General features: G+C 69.9%; 13 protein-coding genes. 1 reads left to right on the forward strand and 12 read right to left on the reverse strand.

Annotated elements, in window-relative coordinates:
- Positions 1-72: 72 nt before the first annotated feature.
- On the forward strand, positions 73-3,204 hold the full coding sequence (gene ileS / locus IE260_RS10905) for an isoleucine--tRNA ligase (protein WP_189870384.1): 3,132 nt from the start codon (positions 73-75) through the stop codon (positions 3,202-3,204).
- Between the two features lie 285 nt (positions 3,205-3,489).
- Here ileS and divIVA read toward each other — a convergent pair whose 3' ends face one another.
- From divIVA to IE260_RS10965, 12 genes are all read right to left on the reverse strand, one after another.
- A complete protein-coding gene (divIVA, locus tag IE260_RS10910; RefSeq protein ID WP_189870386.1) occupies positions 3,490-4,659 on the reverse strand; it encodes an apical growth/hyphal branching protein DivIVA in 1,170 nt (389 codons plus the stop codon).
- A gap of 55 nt (positions 4,660-4,714) precedes the next feature.
- Positions 4,715-4,999 (reverse strand): YggT family protein, encoded by a 285-nt coding sequence (locus tag IE260_RS10915; protein WP_019328007.1) that lies wholly within the window; start codon positions 4,997-4,999, stop codon positions 4,715-4,717.
- A 49-nt stretch (positions 5,000-5,048) separates the two neighbouring features.
- Entirely contained in the window at positions 5,049-5,690 is a 642-nt protein-coding gene (locus tag IE260_RS10920; RefSeq protein ID WP_189870388.1) for a cell division protein SepF, read from the reverse strand.
- A gap of 129 nt (positions 5,691-5,819) precedes the next feature.
- The gene (locus IE260_RS10925) at positions 5,820-6,539 is read right to left on the reverse strand and encodes a YggS family pyridoxal phosphate-dependent enzyme (RefSeq protein ID WP_189870390.1); all 720 of its coding nucleotides are present in this window, start codon (positions 6,537-6,539) and stop codon (positions 5,820-5,822) included.
- A gap of 6 nt (positions 6,540-6,545) precedes the next feature.
- Positions 6,546-7,274 carry a peptidoglycan editing factor PgeF gene (gene pgeF, locus IE260_RS10930; RefSeq protein ID WP_189870392.1) on the reverse strand — a complete coding sequence of 243 codons (729 nt, stop codon included), beginning with the start codon at positions 7,272-7,274 and terminating at the stop codon, positions 6,546-6,548.
- Entirely contained in the window at positions 7,271-8,473 is a 1,203-nt protein-coding gene (gene ftsZ, locus IE260_RS10935; protein WP_189870394.1) for a cell division protein FtsZ, read from the reverse strand. Before ftsZ ends, pgeF begins: the two co-directional genes overlap by 4 nt.
- 287 nt (positions 8,474-8,760) lie before the next feature.
- Positions 8,761-9,555 carry a cell division protein FtsQ gene (ftsQ, locus tag IE260_RS10940; RefSeq protein WP_189870396.1) on the reverse strand — a complete coding sequence of 265 codons (795 nt, stop codon included), beginning with the start codon at positions 9,553-9,555 and terminating at the stop codon, positions 8,761-8,763.
- 25 nt (positions 9,556-9,580) lie between these two features.
- On the reverse strand, positions 9,581-10,675 hold the full coding sequence (gene murG, locus IE260_RS10945) for an undecaprenyldiphospho-muramoylpentapeptide beta-N-acetylglucosaminyltransferase (protein WP_189870398.1): 1,095 nt from the start codon (positions 10,673-10,675) through the stop codon (positions 9,581-9,583).
- 6 nt (positions 10,676-10,681) lie between these two features.
- A complete protein-coding gene (gene ftsW / locus IE260_RS10950) occupies positions 10,682-12,043 on the reverse strand; it encodes a putative lipid II flippase FtsW (RefSeq protein ID WP_189870400.1) in 1,362 nt (453 codons plus the stop codon).
- 73 nt (positions 12,044-12,116) lie between these two features.
- Positions 12,117-13,550, reverse strand: coding sequence for a UDP-N-acetylmuramoyl-L-alanine--D-glutamate ligase (gene murD / locus IE260_RS10955; RefSeq protein WP_189870402.1), 1,434 nt, complete (start codon positions 13,548-13,550; stop codon positions 12,117-12,119).
- A complete protein-coding gene (gene mraY, locus IE260_RS10960; protein ID WP_188181051.1) occupies positions 13,532-14,623 on the reverse strand; it encodes a phospho-N-acetylmuramoyl-pentapeptide-transferase in 1,092 nt (363 codons plus the stop codon). The genes murD and mraY overlap by 19 nt, the downstream gene beginning before the upstream one ends.
- Positions 14,623-16,038 (reverse strand): UDP-N-acetylmuramoyl-tripeptide--D-alanyl-D-alanine ligase, encoded by a 1,416-nt coding sequence (locus IE260_RS10965; protein ID WP_189870404.1) that lies wholly within the window; start codon positions 16,036-16,038, stop codon positions 14,623-14,625. The genes mraY and IE260_RS10965 overlap by 1 nt, the downstream gene beginning before the upstream one ends.
- Between the last annotated feature and the right edge of the window lie 2 nt (positions 16,039-16,040).

Consider the following 16,040-nt stretch of genomic DNA (forward strand, 5'->3'; position numbering starts at 1 on the left):
CGTACGGAGCCTAACGGCTGCACGGCTCTCGTCCCTCCGACGGAAGGCAGCACGTCCGCCGGAGGAAGATCGATGACGCAGTACCGCCAGGTGCCCGCCCAGGTCGACCTGCCCGCGCTCGAGCACGCGGTGCTCGACTTCTGGCGCGAGCAGAAGATCTTTGCCAAGAGTCTGGAGCAGTCCGAGGGCCGCCCCGAATGGGTGTTCTACGAGGGCCCGCCCACCGCGAACGGCATGCCGGGCGCCCACCACATCGAGGCCCGCGTCTTCAAGGACGTCTTCCCCCGCTTCCGCACCATGCGCGGCTACCACGTGGCCCGCAAGGCCGGCTGGGACTGCCACGGCCTGCCCGTGGAGCTGGCGGTGGAGAAGGAGCTGGGCTTCTCCGGCAAGCAGGACATCGAGGCGTACGGCATCGCCGAGTTCAACGCCAAGTGCCGCGAGTCGGTGACCCGCCACACCGACGCCTTCGCCGAGCTGACCACCCGCATGGGTTACTGGGTCGACCTCGACGACGCCTACTGGACCATGGACCCGGAGTACGTCGAGTCGGTCTGGTGGTCGCTGAAGGAGATCTTCAACAAGGGCCTGCTGGTCCAGGACCACCGCGTCGCCCCCTGGTGCCCCCGCTGCGGCACCGGCCTGTCCGACCACGAGCTGGCCCAGGGCTACGAGACGGTCGTCGACCCCTCCGTCTACGTCCGCTTCCCGCTGACCTCCGGCCCGCTGGCCGGCGAGGCCGCGCTCCTGGTGTGGACGACCACCCCGTGGACCCTGGTCTCCAACACCGCGGTCGCCGCCCACCCCGACGTCACCTACGTCGTCGCCACGAACGGCGAGGAGAAGATCGTCGTCGCCGAGCCGCTGGTCGCCAAGGCCCTCGGCGAGGACTGGGAGACCACCGGCCAGACCTTCACCGGCGCCGAGATGGAGCGCTGGACGTACCGGCGCCCGTTCGAGCTGGTGGAGTTCCCCGAGCCGGCGCACTACGTGGTCAACGCCGAGTACGTCACGACCGAGGACGGCACGGGTCTGGTCCACCAGTCCCCCGCCTTCGGTGAGGACGACCTCAAGGTCTGCCGCGCCTACGGCCTGCCCGTCGTGAACCCGGTCCGCCCGGACGGCACCTTCGAGGAGGACGTCCCCCTGGTCGGCGGCGTCTTCTTCAAGAAGGCCGACGAGAAGCTCACCGAGGACCTGGACGCCCGGGGCCTGCTGTTCAAGCACATCCCCTACGAGCACAGCTACCCGCACTGCTGGCGCTGCCACACCGCGCTGCTGTACTACGCGCAGCCGTCCTGGTACATCCGCACCACGGCCCTCAAGGACCGGCTCCTCCAGGAGAACGAGAAGACCAACTGGTTCCCCGACTCGGTCAAGCACGGCCGGTACGGCGACTGGCTGAACAACAACATCGACTGGGCGCTCTCCCGCAACCGCTACTGGGGCACCCCGCTGCCGATCTGGCGCTGCGAGGACGACCACCTCACGGTCGTCGGCTCCCGAGCGGAGCTGTCCGAGCTGACCGGCACCGACCAGTCGGGCCTGGACCCGCACCGCCCGTACATCGACGAGGTCACCTTCGCCTGCCCGACCTGCGCGAGGACGGCCACGCGCGTGCCGGAGGTCATCGACGCCTGGTACGACTCGGGCTCGATGCCGTTCGCGCAATGGGGTTACCCGTACAAGAACAAGGAACTGTTCGAGTCCCGCTACCCGGCGCAGTTCATCTCCGAGGCCATCGACCAGACCCGCGGCTGGTTCTACACGCTGATGGCCGTCGGCACCCTGGTCTTCGACAAGTCGTCGTACGAGAACGTCGTCTGCCTCGGCCACATCCTCGCCGAGGACGGCCGGAAGATGTCCAAGCACCTGGGCAACATCCTGCAGCCGATCCCGCTGATGGATCAGCACGGCGCGGACGCGGTCCGCTGGTTCATGGCGGCCGGCGGCTCCCCGTGGGCGGCCCGCCGCGTCGGCCACGGCACCATCCAGGAGGTCGTCCGCAAGACGCTCCTCACGTACTGGAACACGGTCGCCTTCCAGGCCCTGTACGCCCGCACCACCGGCTGGGCCCCGAGCGAGGCCGACCCGGCCCCGGCCGACCGCCCGCTCCTGGACCGCTGGCTGCTGTCCGAGCTGCACGCGCTCACCGACCAGGTGACGCAGGCGCTGGAGGGCTACGACACCCAGCGCGCCGGCAAGCTGCTGTCCGCGTTCGTCGACGACCTGTCCAACTGGTACGTCCGCCGCTCCCGCCGCCGGTTCTGGCAGGGCGACAAGGCCGCGCTGCGCACGCTGCACGAGGTCGTCGAGACGGTCACCAAGCTCATGGCCCCGCTGACCCCGTTCATCACCGAGCGGGTCTGGCAGGACCTGGTCGTACCGGTCACCCCGGGCGCGCCGGAGTCGGTCCACCTGTCCTCCTGGCCGGAGGCGGACCTGACGGCGATCGATCCGGAGCTGTCCCGCCAGATGGTCCTGGTCCGCCGCCTGGTCGAGCTGGGCCGGGCCACGCGCGCGGAGTCGGGCGTCAAGACCCGCCAGCCGCTGAAGCGCGCGCTGATCGCGGCCTCGGGCTTCGACACGCTCTCCCCCGAGCTGCACACGCAGATCACGGAGGAGCTGAACGTCGAGTCGCTCGCGTCGCTCAGCGAGGTGGGCGGCTCCCTGGTCGACACGACCGCGAAGGCCAACTTCCGTGCGCTGGGCAAGCGGTTCGGCAAGCGCGTCCAGGACGTCGCCAAGGCCGTCGCGGCCGCGGACGCCGCCGCCCTGTCCCTCGCCCTGCGTGAAGGCACGGCCTCGGTGGAGGTCGACGGCGAAACGATCACCCTCGCGCCCGACGAGGTGATCATCACGGAGACGCCGCGCGAGGGCTGGTCGGTCGCCTCCGACTCGGGCGCCACGGTCGCCCTCGACCTGGAGATCACGGAGGAGCTGCGCCGCGCGGGCCTGGCCCGTGACGCGATCCGCCTGATCCAGGAGGCCCGCAAGAACAGCGGCCTCGACGTCGCCGACCGCATCGCCCTGCGCTGGACGGCCACGGACCCCGTGACCGTCGCCGCCCTGACCGCGCACGCCGGTCTGATCGCCGACGAGGTCCTGGCCACGGACTTCGCCCAGGGCGAGGCGGACGACACGTACGGGGAGCCGTTCACGGACGAGGGTCTGAGCCTGACGTTCCGCCTCCGCAAGGCGTAAGCGAGACGCGGGCACACGAGGGCCCGGTTCCCACTCGGGAACCGGGCCCTCTCCCGTAGCTGCGGGCAATCGTGCCTCCCCCTAGTGCCTGAACGGCCTGGGAGGCACCCAGGGGCGGCACGGGTGGGCGCTGGGGGTGCCCCCTCTGGGGGAGGCACCCCGCAAGCGCCGGCGAGCGACACCCACCCCCGGCACCAGCACCGGGCACAGCAAAGGGCGGGCCCCGGGTCAGTAACCCGGGGCCCGCCCTGAACGCTGCCGACGTCTACGCCGTACTACAGCCCGTCAGTTGTCGTCCTCGTCGATCAGGAACCCGCGCATCGGCGAGGGCGCCTGCCCCATCGGCGACGGACCCTGCGGCCGCACCGGAGCCATCGGCTGGGTCATCGCCGGCGACATCTGCTGCTGACCACCGTAGGACGGACCGGACTGGCTCGGACCGCTGCCCATCGACTGGTTGCCGCCGTAGGACGGGGCACTCGCGCCGGCCGGGGCCATCGAGGGCGCCGGGGACGGCGGGAGCGAGGCCGTCGCGGGCGTACGCGGCGGGGCGAGCGAGTCGTCGGCCTGGGTCTCCAGCTGACGCAGCTGCGACTCCAGGTACGACTTCAGTCGCGTCCGGTACTCGCGCTCGAAGCCGCGCAGGTCCTCGACCTTGCGCTCCAGCGTGGCGCGGGCGGACTCCAGGGAGCCCATCGCGACACGGTGCTTCTCCTGCGCGTCCCGCTCCAGGGCGTCGGCCTTGGCACGGGCGTCCCGCTCCAGACCCTCGGCACGCGAACGCGCCTCGCCGACGATCTTGTTGGCCTCGGAACGGGCCTCGGCGATCGCCTGGTCCGCGGTCTGCTGGGCCAGCGACAGAACGCGCGCGGCGCTGTCGCCACCGGGGCCCTGTCCGGGCAGGCCGGGACCACCCGGACCACCGGGGCCCTGCGGGCCGCCCATGGGGCCGCCCATCGGGCCGGGACCCATCTGGCCCTGCATCGGACCCGGGCCCTGGCCCATCGGCCCCGGACCCTGGCCCATCGGACCGGGACCCTGCGGGCCACCCTGACCGCCGGGGCCGGCGGGCAGCTGCGGGGCACCGCTCGGCAGCTGGGGCGGACCACCCATGGGGCCACCCATCTGCTGCTGCGGCGGGCCCGATATGCCGGCGGGCACCGGAGCGCCGGGACCTCGCATGCCCTGCTGGGGCATACCGCCCTGCTGAGGCATACCGCCCTGCTGCTGATCCTGCGGCTGCTCCGGAGGCTTGCGCATGTTCTGCTGGTTCTGCGCGGCCGCGCGCGTGGCAGCGGCCAGCTTCGCGCGCAGGTCCTCGTTCTCACGGAGCAGTCGGGTCAGCTCGGCTTCGACCTCGTCGAGGAAGGCATCGACCTCGTCCTCGTCATAGCCTTCTCGGAGGCGGACGGTCGTGAACTGCTTGTTCCGCACGTCCTCGGGGGTCAACGGCATCTCTTCACCTCAACGTTGTCGTCGGCATTCGGCAAGCCCGTATCTCTCTCATCGCTCACAGCCGGCTCACGATCGCGATCAGGATGTAGACGATGATCATCAGTACGAAGAAGGACAGGTCGAGCGCCACGCCCCCGAGACGCAGCGGCGGAATGAACCGCCGCAGAAGCTTCAGCGGTGGATCGGTGACAGTGTAGGTGGCCTCCAGAACGACCACCATCGCCTTGCCGGGTTGCCACGAGCGGGCGAACTGGAAGACGTAGTCCATGACCAACCGGAAGATGAGCACGATGAGGAAGCACATCAGCGCGATGTAGACGACATCCAGGACCACGCTCATGACCTGTGCTTCCCTCTCCCCTGATCCATGCTCTCACCGGTGGTGCGTCTCAGCTCTGGTTGAAGAACCCGCCCTCTGCGATGCGGGCCTTGTCCTCCGCCGTGACATCGACGTTAGCAGGCGACAACAGGAACACCTTCTGCGTCACCCGCTCGATACTGCCGTGAAGACCAAACACCAGACCAGCCGCAAAGTCGACAAGTCGCTTCGCATCTGTGTCATCCATCTCAGTCAGATTCATGATCACCGGAGTGCCTTCACGGAAGTGTTCCCCGATGGTACGGGCCTCGTTGTAGGTCCGTGGGTGAAGCGTGGTGATTCGGTAGGGCTCTCGTTCCGACACGACCTTGGGCATGATGACCGGTGCGCTCTTTTCCAGGCTTGCGCGTTCTTGTGTGATGGACGCCACGGGCGCGATGCGCGCCGGGCGGCTCGATTCCGCCGCGAGCGAAGCGGATCGGGACACCGGCTCGCGCGGCGCGGGCGGTTGTACGACTCGTACCTCTTCGTCCCTTTGGGACTGGAGTGACCCGTGCGACTGGTGTGACGGTTCGTGCCGACGGTGGTCCCGTTCGGGTTCCGGGTCCAGTTCCGGTTCGAAGTCGTCGTCGGGGTCGAAGCCCCGGCCGTCGTACCCATCGTCCTCCACGAGGCCGAGGTAGACCGCCATCTTGCGCATCGCGCCGGCCATGCTCTGAGTCCTCCGCTCTGTGGTGGATCGGCTGACGACTGCCAAGTGCCCGCGATCCACGGGGTCGTTGCATCCGCCTTTCGACGGTAATGACCATATTTTCTGCTGTGGTCCGACTTCTTGGCGACGTTACCCGAGCCTGGGGCGGACTCCGAGTACCGCGGTACCGACGCGCACATGTGTCGCTCCGGCGGCCACGGCCTGTTCGAGGTCCGCACTCATCCCTGCGGAAACCATGTTCGCAGCCGGATGGGCTCGGCGCAGGTCGGTCGACAAATCCATGAGGCGCTCGAAGGCGGCCTGTTGGCGACCCGCGTACTCACCCGTGAGGGGAGCCACGGTCATCAGTCCGTCAAGGCGCAGCCCCGGCGAACCGGCGACGAGGTCGGCCAACTCTTCGATTCCCGCGGGCGCGACGCCGCCGCGCTCCCCCCGCCCGCTCTCCCCGGCGTCGAGCGCGACCTGGAGGAGGCAGCCCACCTCGCGCCCGGCCCGTACCGCCTCCTTCGACAGAGCTGTGACGAGCTTGGGACGATCGACGGACTGCACGACATGGGCATAACCGACCACAGACCGCACCTTGTTGGTCTGCAACTGCCCGACGAAGTGCCACAAAAGGGGCAGATCCGAGCAAGCAGCGGCCTTGGGGGCCGCGTCCTGGTCACGGTTCTCGGCGACGTGACGCACACCGAGTTCCGAGAGAATTCGCACATCGTCCGCCGGGTAGGTCTTCGTGACCACGATCAGGGTGACTTCGTCACGTGCGCGCCCGGCGGCCGCACACGCGGCGGCGATGCGCTCCTCCACTTTCGCCAGATTTCCGGCGAGTTCGTGCTTACGGTCCGTCATGCCTCTTCAGTCCAGCCAGACATAGCCCGCGAGCCGCCCGGTGGTGCGGTCGCGTCGGTACGAGAAGTGATCCTTCGACTCCCGGGTGCACACCGGCGACTGCGCCCGGTCGCACACCCCGAGGCGTTCGAGCTGCGCGTGCACGCCGGCGCTCACGTCGACCGCCGGTGTGCCCCAGCTCGTCTCGGCGTACGCCGCCGGTTCGACCGCGGCGACCTCGGCGCGCATCTCCTCCGGCACTTCGTAGCACCGGCCGCACACGGCGGGACCGGTGCGGGCGACGATCCGGGCCGGATCGGCGCCGAGTTCGGTCATGGCCCGTACGGTGGCGGGGACGATCCCGGCGACCATGCCGGGCCGGCCCGCGTGGGCCGCGGCGGCGACCCCGGCGACGGGGTCGGCGAGCAGGACGGGCACGCAGTCGGCGGTGAGGACGGCGAGGCCGAGACCCCGCTCGGTGGTGACGACGGCGTCGGCCCGCGGGACCGGCCGGTCCCCCCAGGGTCCGTCGACGACGGCCACGTCGGCCCCGTGCACCTGGTTCATCCAGACCACACGGGCCGGCTCCAGTCCCAGCGACTTCGCCGCCAGTTCCCGGTTGGCCGTGACGGCGGCGGGGTCGTCGCCGACCGCGCCGCCGAGGTTGAGCTCCTCGTACGGAACGGCGCTCACTCCGCCCCACCGGTCGGTGAAGCCGAAGTGCGCGCCGTTCACGGTGTCGCGCTGTCCTATCACTTCAGGAAGTCCGGCACGTCCAGTTCCTCGGCCGCGCTGTCCGAGTAGGTCCGCGACGGCGGGACCGGCGGCGGGGCGACCGGCGGCAGGTCGCTCACCGGCTCCGGGACGACCGGCTCGGGCTCCTCCTTCGGCTTGACGCTGCCGAGGGAACCGAAGGACGGGCGGCTCTCGGGCTGCCGTACCGGCGCCGGCTCCTCGCGCTTGGCCGAGGTGGAGCCGAGGACGTTGTCCCGCTGCTTGGCGGGCGGCTGGCCCCCGTCGAAGCCGGCCGCGATCACGGTGACCCGGACCTCGTCGCCGAGGGCGTCGTCGATGACCGCGCCGAAGATGATGTTGGCCTCGGGGTGGGCGGCCTCGCTGACCAGCTGGGCGGCCTCGTTGATCTCGAACAGGCCGAGGTCGGAACCGCCGGAGATGGAGAGCAGCACGCCCCGGGCGCCGTCGATGGAGGCTTCCAGCAGCGGCGAGGAGATCGCCATCTCGGCCGCGGCCACCGCGCGGTCGTCGCCGCGGGCCGAGCCGATGCCCATGAGGGCCGAACCGGCCTCGGACATGACCGACTTGACGTCGGCGAAGTCCAGGTTGATCAGGCCGGGCGTGGTGATCAGGTCGGTGATGCCCTGGACACCGGAGAGCAGCACCTGGTCGGCGGACTTGAACGCGTCGAGCACGCTGACCTGGCGGTCCGAGATGGACAGCAGCCGGTCGTTGGGGATGACGATGAGGGTGTCGACCTCTTCGCGGAGCTCGGCGATACCGTCCTCGGCCTGGTTGGCCCGGCGCCGTCCCTCGAAGGTGAACGGGCGGGTGACCACGCCGATGGTGAGGGCACCCAGCGAGCGGGCGATGTTGGCCACGACGGGCGCGCCGCCGGTGCCGGTGCCGCCGCCTTCACCGGCCGTCACGAAGACCATGTCGGCCCCCTTGAGGACCTCCTCGATCTCCTCGCGGTGGTCCTCGGCGGCCTTGCGGCCGACGGCCGGGTTGGCTCCGGCGCCGAGTCCGCGGGTGAGTTCACGGCCGACGTCCAGCTTGACGTCGGCGTCGCTCATCAACAGAGCTTGCGCGTCGGTGTTGATGGCGATGAACTCGACGCCCTTGAGACCGACCTCGATCATCCGGTTGATGGCATTGACACCACCGCCGCCGACACCGATGACTTTGATGACTGCGAGGTAGTTCTGCGGTGCTGCCACGTCGAAGGCCTCTCGCCTCGAGTTACGTGTCGTCGAATCGTCGAAGCACTGCTGCCCCGCGACCCGACGACTGATGCCGAATGGGACGGTCCGTATCGCCGACCCGAACCCTAACCCTGAAGTTTAGGGTTACCAGTGTGTCTGTTCCTTGGAGTCTTCTGAACAGGACACTAAGTCGACAAGTGGCGCGCGTTCAACGAACACGCCGAACCTCCCGTTTTTCTTTTCACCCTATGTGATCAGCCGTAGCGCTGCCCAACCAGGGTGCTGGCCTGCGTCGATACGCGTCAACTCCCCGACGAGGCGGGGGCGGTGGGAACACTCACGTCGAAGTGCCGCGCATCGGGGGCCGCTTTCATCAGAGCGGTGAGCGTGCGGGCCTTCCGCTCCCCCTGCTCTCCGCTTCCCCACGCCACGGTCCGGCCACCGCCCAACTCCAGCGAGATGTCGTCGTATGAACGGACCTTGACCACCCGGGTGTCCCGCGCGACCGCGTCCGGAATACGGCCGGCGACCCGGACCGCCTCCCGCACCAGGCGGTCCTCACCGAAGCGGCGCAGGCTCGCCGCGGCCGACCCGGAACGGGAGGGGTCCAATTCCAGTGCGGGCACGCCTTTCGGAGCGCGGGAAACCGTGGCGAATCGGACGCCTTCATCGTCCACTTCGACGAACTTTCCGCCCTTTTGCACAATCAGAACCGGAGTACGCTCTGTCACTTTCAGTCCGATTCCGTGCGGCCATGAACGGACCACGTCGACGGAGTCGATGCGGGGCAATTCCCGGCCGAGACGGGCCTCGATCGCTTCCGTGTCGACCGAAACGAGCGGATCCCCGACGGGTACGTCGGCGGCCTCTCGGACCTGCTGGTGGGTGAGGACCCGGGTCCCCGAGACGGACACGCGTTCCACGCGGAGCCAGTTCGAGCCGTACAGCACCCAGACCGTGCCGGCCCCGGCGAGCACGAGGGCGGCGGAAAGAATGACGATCACACGAAGGCGTGGCGATCCGAACCGCCGGAGGCGGGGCGGGCCGGACGACTCCTGCTGGCGTTCACCGCGCTCGGCGGTGCTCGGACCGGCCACGCTCCCTGCCCTCCGTCAGACGTGCCTAGCGGTGTGCACGGGCGGCGATCGCCTCGTACACCATGCCGACGAGCAGATCGTCGGCGTCCCGGCGGCCGAACTCGGCGGCGGCGCGGGACATCTCGTACAGCCGGTGCGGATCCGCGAGCACGGGCAGGACGTTGTGCTGCACCCACTCGGGCGTCAGGTCCGCGTCGTCGACCAGCAGTCCGCCGCCGGCCTTGACCACCGGCTGGGCGTTCAGCCGCTGTTCGCCGTTGCCGATGGGCAGCGGGACGTAGGCGGCCGGGAGCCCGACGGCGGAGAGTTCGGCGACGGTCATCGCGCCCGCGCGGCAGAGCATCATGTCGGCGGCGGCGTACGCGAGGTCCATCCGGTCCAGGTAACTTACCGGCCTGTAGGGGGGCATTCCCGGCATCTGGTGAACCTGCGGCAGTTCGTTCTTCGGGCCGACCGCGTGCAGGATCTGGATGCCGGCCTGCTGGAGCCAGGGCGCGACCTGCTGGACCACCTCGTTGAGGCGCCGGGCGCCCTGCGAGCCGCCGGAGACCAGCAGCGTCGGCAGGTTGGGGTCGAGCCCGAACATCGCGCGGGCCTCGGGACGCGCGGCGGCCCGGTCGAGGGTGGCGATGGAGCGGCGCAGCGGGATGCCGATGTAGCGGGAGTTGCGCAGCTTGCTGTCGGGGGTGGAGACGGCGACCTGGCTGGCGTAGCGCGAGCCGATCTTGTTGGCCAGACCCGGGCGGGCGTTGGCCTCGTGGATGACGATCGGCACGCCGAGCCGCTTGGCCGCCAGGTAGCCGGGCAGGGCGACGTAGCCGCCGAAGCCGACCACGGCGTCGGCCTTGGTGCGCTCCAGGATCTGCTCGGTCGCCTTGATGGTGCCGCGCAGCCGCCCCGGGACGGTGATCAGCTCGGGCGTGGGCTTGCGCGGCAGCGGTACGGCCGGGATCAGCGCCAGCTCGTAACCGCGCTCGGGCACCAGTCGGGTCTCCAGGCCGCGTTCCGTGCCCAGGGCCGTGATCCCCACGGTCGGATCCTGCCTGCGCAGGGCGTCCGCGAGGGCGAGCGCGGGCTCGATGTGGCCCGCGGTTCCTCCGCCGGCGAGTACGACATGCACCGAAATTCACCGCTCTCCGGACGAGCGCGCCGCCGAGGCGCGCCGTCGCATCGTGTTCCAACCCCGGGGGCTCCGCTTCGACCCGGAACCCCCGGCTCCCCGCTTTCTACCAAAGCGAGGTTGCCGCATCGCAAGCGCCGCCCGCGCAGCGGGCTCGTCGCGCGCGAAGGCGATCAGCAGCCCGATGGCGAACATGGTCGGCAGCAGGGCGGATCCCCCGTAGGAGAACAGCGGGAGGGGGACGCCGGCGATCGGCAGCAGTCCGAGGACCGCACCGATGTTGATCACGGCCTGGGCCGTGATCCAGGTGGTCACGCCTCCCGCGGCATACCTCACGAAGGGGTCCTCCGTGCGTCCGGCCACGCGGATACCCGCATAGCCTAGAGCCGCGAAGAGGGCGAGCACCGACAGCGTCCCCGCCAGGCCCAGTTCCTCACCGGTGACGGCGAAGATGAAGTCGGTGTGCGCTTCGGGGAGTTGGCCCCATTTTTCCACACTCGCACCGAGGCCGGAACCGAACAGTCCGCCCGAGGCGAGGGCGTAGATGCCGTGCGCCGCCTGCCAGCAGGAATCACCCGGACCGGGGTCGGTCTCGCCGAGGCAGGCGAGCCGGGCCATGCGGTTGGGGCTGGTCTTGATGAGGATCACACCGAGCAGCGCGGCGATCGACAGCACGCCGGTGAACATCCGCGTGGGCGCGCCCGCCAGCCACAGCAGGCCGAAGAGGATCGCCGTCAGGATGATCGCCGTACCCATGTCGCCGCCCAGCATGATCAGCCCGAGCAGCATGAAGGCGACCGGCACCAGCGGCACCAGCATGTGCTTCCACTGGGTCAGCAGCCTCTTGTCCTGTTTGCGGGCGAGCAGATCCGCGCCCCACAGCACCAGGGCGAGCTTGCCGAACTCGCTGGGCTGCAGCTGGAAGGGTCCTCCGACGGAGATCCAGTTCTGGTTGCCGTTGACCGACATCCCTATCCCCGGCACCTGCACCAGGGCCATGAGGAAGACGGCGCCCGCGAGGATCGGATAGGCCAGCGCGCGGTGCAGCTTCACCGGCATCCGCATGGCGGCGACCAGCAGGCCGGCGCCGATCAGGGCGGCCAGGAACTGCTTGCGGAAGAAGTACGACCCCGACAGCGACAGCTGGAGCGCCGTGATCTGGGAGGCGGAGTAGACCATCACGAGGCCGAGCCCCGTGATCAGCAGGCTGCCGCCGAGGATCAGGTAGTACGCGGTCAGCGGCCGGTCCCAGGCACGGCGCAGACGCGTGTGGAGACGCAGGACCGGGTTCTCGTGCGGCGGCCTCGGTGCGGAGGGCCGTCTGACGGCCCGCTGCACGGGCGGACGTCCGGTGCGACTACCGGGCATCGCAGCCTCCGCTGTACGTCGGCCTGGACCGTCCCACGCGTCCCTCCCATGGTCGCCCGGCACAGGCGGCCGGTCAGGCGCCGAGTTCGCGAACGGCCTCCGCGAACGCGTCACCGCGCTTGTTGTAGTTGGTGAACATGTCCATGGAAGCGCAGGCCGGGGCCAGCAGCACGGTGTCACCGGGCCTCGCGAGCCGCTGCGCCTCCTGGACGGCCTGGAGCATCGCCCCAGTGTCGGTCCGGTCGAGGTCGACGACGGGTACCTCCGGGGCGTGTCGCGCCAGGGCCTCGCGGATCAGCGCACGATCGGCTCCGATGAGGACGGCTCCGCGAAGTCGCTTCGCCGCCCTTGCGACCAGTTCGTCGAAGGTGGCGCCCTTCGCGAGCCCGCCCGCGATCCACACGATCGACTCGTAGGCCGCCAACGACGCCTCGGCGGCGTGGGTGTTGGTGGCCTTGGAGTCGTCGATGTACGCCACCCCGTCGACGTCGGCGACGTGCGCGATGCGGTGGGCGTCCGGCGTGAAGGACCGCAGCCCGTCCCGTACGGCCGCGGCGGACACCCCGAAGGCGCGCGCGAGGGCCGCCGCGGCAAGGGCGTTGGCGATGTTGTGCGGGGCCGGCGGGTTGACGTCCGAGACCTCGGCGAGCTCCTGGGCGTTCTTGTGCCGGTCCTCCACGAAGGCGCGGTCGACCAGGATGCCGTCCACGACGCCGAGTTGGGAGGGAGCGGGCGTGCCGAGAGTGAAGCCGATGGCCCGGCAGCCCTCCTCGACGTCGGCCTCGCGCACCAGGTCCTCGGTGGCCTTGTCGGCGACGTTGTAGACGCAGGCGACGCGATTGCCTTCGTAGATACGGCCCTTGTCGGCGGCGTACGCCTCCATGGAGCCGTGCCAGTCGAGGTGGTCGGGGGCGAGGTTCAGCACCGCCGCCGAGTGGGCGCGCAGGGACGGCGCCCAGTGCAGCTGGTAGCTGGACAGCTCCACGGCCAGGACGTCGTACTCCTCCTCGCCCGTGACCGCGTCCAGCAGCGAGACGCCGATGTTGCCGACGGCGGCGGTGCGCAGGCCCGCGGCCCTGAGGATCGACGCCAGCATCTGGACGGTGGTGGTCTTGCCGTTGGTGCCGGTGACCGCCAGCCAGGGGGCGGCGCCGGGGCCGCGCAGCCGCCAGGCCAGCTCGACGTCGCCCCAGACGGGGACGCCGGCCTGCCCGGCCGCCGCGAAGAGCGGCTTGTCCGGCTTCCAGCCGGGCGCGGTGACGATCAGTTCGGTGCCCTCGGGGAGGGTGTCGCCGTCGCCGAGGCGCACGGTGATGCCGAGCGCCTCCAGGTCCGCCGCCTGCGCCCGCGCGCGCTCGTCGGCGCCGTCGTTCACCACGGTGACGTGCGCGCCGAGGCCGTGCAGGACCTTGGCCGCCGGGACGCCCGAGACGCCGAGTCCGGCGACGGTGACGTGCTTGCCCTTGAGTTCCGAGAGCGCCGAGGAGGTCACTTTTCCGCTGCCCATCCCGCATAGAAGAGGCCAAGTCCGACAATTACACAGATGCCCTGAATGATCCAGAAGCGGACCACGACAAGGACCTCGGACCAGCCTTTGAGTTCGAAGTGGTGCTGCAGTGGCGCCATCCGGAAGACGCGCTTGCCGGTGAGGCGGAAGGAGCCGACCTGGATGACCACGGACATGGTGATCAGGACGAACAGACCGCCGAGGATGGCGAGGAGCAGCTCGGTGCGCGAGCAGATCGCCAGACCCGCGAGGACACCACCGAGCGCGAGCGAACCGGTGTCGCCCATGAAGATCTTGGCCGGCGAGGTGTTCCACCACAGGAAGCCGAGGCAGGCGCCCATCAGCGCGGAGGCGACCACCGCCAGGTCGAGGGGGTCCCGCACCTCGTAGCAGGCGCCGGGGTTGGTCAGGGTCAGCGCGTTGGCGCAGGACTCCTGGAACTGCCAGACGCCGATGAAGGTGTAGGCGCCGAAGACGAGGACCGAGGCGCCGGTGGCGAGGCCGTCCAGGCCGTCGGTCAGGTTCACGCCGTTCGACATCGCGAGGATCATGAACAGCGCCCAGACCACGAACAGCACCGGGCCGATGGTCCAGCCGAAGTCCGTGATGAACGACAGCTTCGTGGAGGCCGGGGTGTTGCCGCGGTTGTCCGCGAACTGCAGCGCGAGCACCGCGAAGGCGATACCGACGATCAGCTGGCCGGCCATCTTGGCCTTGGCCCGAAGGCCCAGCGAACGCCGCTTGACGATCTTGATGTAGTCGTCGAGGAAGCCGACCAGACCCATGCCGACCATCAGGCCGAGCACCAGCAGACCCGAGAAGGTCGGCGCCGCGTCGGCCTCGGGGTCCAGGTAGCTCGTGATCACCTTGGCCAGGAAGTACGCGGCGACCGTCGCCAGGATGAAGGCGATACCGCCCATGGTCGGCGTACCGCGCTTGCTGGCGTGCTCGCGCGGGCCGTCGTCGCGGATGTACTGACCGTAGCCCTTGCGGGCCAGCAGCTTGATCAGCAGCGGCGTGCCGACCAGTGTCAGGAAGAGGCCGATGACTCCCGCGAACAGGATCTGCTTCATCATCGGGCGGCAACCTCACCCTCGGCGCCGGTCTCCAGCAGCGCCGTGGCGACGCTCTCCAGACCCACCGAACGGGACGCCTTCACGAGCACGACGTCCCCTGGGCGCAACTCGCTGCGCAACAGGTCGATCGCCGCCTGTGCGTCGGACACGTGCACCGACTCCTCACCCCACGAACCCTCGTTGTATGCGCCCAGTTGCAGCCAGGCGGCTTCCCTGCCCCCGACCGCGACGAGCTTGCTGACGTTGAGCCGGACGGCGAGCCGTCCGACCGCGTCGTGCTCGGCGAGCGCCTCGTCCCCGAGCTCGGCCATCTTGCCGAGCACCGCCCACGTACGGCGTCCCTTGCCCATGGCCACCAGCGCACGCAGAGCGGCCTTCATGGACTCGGGGTTCGCGTTGTAGGCGTCGTTGACGACCGTCACGCCGTCCGGGCGCTCGGTGACCTCCATCCGCCAGCGGGAGAGGGAGCCCGCCTCGGAGAGCGCGGTGGCGATCTCGTCTGCGGACATGCCCAACTCGTGGGCGACGGCGGCCGCGGCGAGCGCGTTCGACACGTGGTGCTCACCGTACAGGCGCATGGTCACATCACTTGCACCGGAGGGTGTGTGAAGCCTGAAGGAAGGCTGTCCGCTGTCCGTGAGTCGCACGTTCTCGGCGCGAACGTCCGCTTCGTCGGACTCTCCGAAAAGGATCACCTTCGCCTTCGTTCGGGAGGCCATGGCCCGTACCAACGCGTCGTCCGCGTTGAGGATCGCGGCCCCGCCCTCCTCCGCCGGCGGAAGGGCCTCCACGAGTTCGCCCTTGGCCTGCGCGATCTGCTCACGGCCGCCGAACTCGCCGATGTGGGCGGAGCCGACGTTGAGCACCAGGCCGATCCTCGGCGGGGTCAGTTCGGTCAGGTACCTGATGTGGCCGATGCCGCGTGCGCCCATCTCCAGCACGAGGAACTTCGTCTCCTCGGTGGCCGTGAGCGCGGTGAGCGGCAGCCCGATCTCGTTGTTGAGCGAGCCCGGCGTGAACACCGTCGGCGCCTTGCGCTGCAGGACCTGGGCGATCAGGTCCTTGGTGCTGGTCTTGCCCGCGGAACCGGTGAGGGCCACGAGGGTGGTCCCCAGGCGGTGTACGACATGGCGGGCGAGGGCACCGAGCGCGGCCTGCACGTCGTCCACGACGATCGCGGGCACGCCGACGGGGCGGGAGCCGAGCACGGCCACCGCACCGGCCTCGACGACCGCCGAGGCGAAGTCGTGGCCGTCCACCCGCTCGCCCACGAAGGCGACGAAGAGGCTGCCGGGACCCGCCTCGCGGGAGTCCCGGACGACCGGCCCGGTGACCTCGGCGGACGGATCCGGTATGTCGTGCATCTGCCCGCCGACGACTTCTGCGATCTCGGCGAGAGAGAGGGCGATCACAA

The sequence above is a fragment of the Streptomyces viridiviolaceus genome (assembly GCF_014650995.1).
Classification (GTDB): Bacteria; Actinomycetota; Actinomycetes; order Streptomycetales; family Streptomycetaceae; genus Streptomyces; species Streptomyces viridiviolaceus.

Coding starts and splice junctions, on each gene's coding strand:
- ileS (WP_189870384.1), top strand. CDS start 73: ATGACGCAGTACCGCCAGGTGCCCGCCCAGGTCGACCTGCCCGCGCTC.
- mraY (WP_188181051.1), bottom strand. CDS start 14,623: ATGAAGCAGATCCTGTTCGCGGGAGTCATCGGCCTCTTCCTGACACTG.
- divIVA (WP_189870386.1), bottom strand. CDS start 4,659: ATGCCGTTGACCCCCGAGGACGTGCGGAACAAGCAGTTCACGACCGTC.
- IE260_RS10925 (WP_189870390.1), bottom strand. CDS start 6,539: ATGACGGACCGTAAGCACGAACTCGCCGGAAATCTGGCGAAAGTGGAG.
- IE260_RS10920 (WP_189870388.1), bottom strand. CDS start 5,690: ATGGCCGGCGCGATGCGCAAGATGGCGGTCTACCTCGGCCTCGTGGAG.
- murD (WP_189870402.1), bottom strand. CDS start 13,550: ATGGGCAGCGGAAAAGTGACCTCCTCGGCGCTCTCGGAACTCAAGGGC.
- IE260_RS10915 (WP_019328007.1), bottom strand. CDS start 4,999: ATGAGCGTGGTCCTGGATGTCGTCTACATCGCGCTGATGTGCTTCCTC.
- ftsW (WP_189870400.1), bottom strand. CDS start 12,043: ATGCCCGGTAGTCGCACCGGACGTCCGCCCGTGCAGCGGGCCGTCAGA.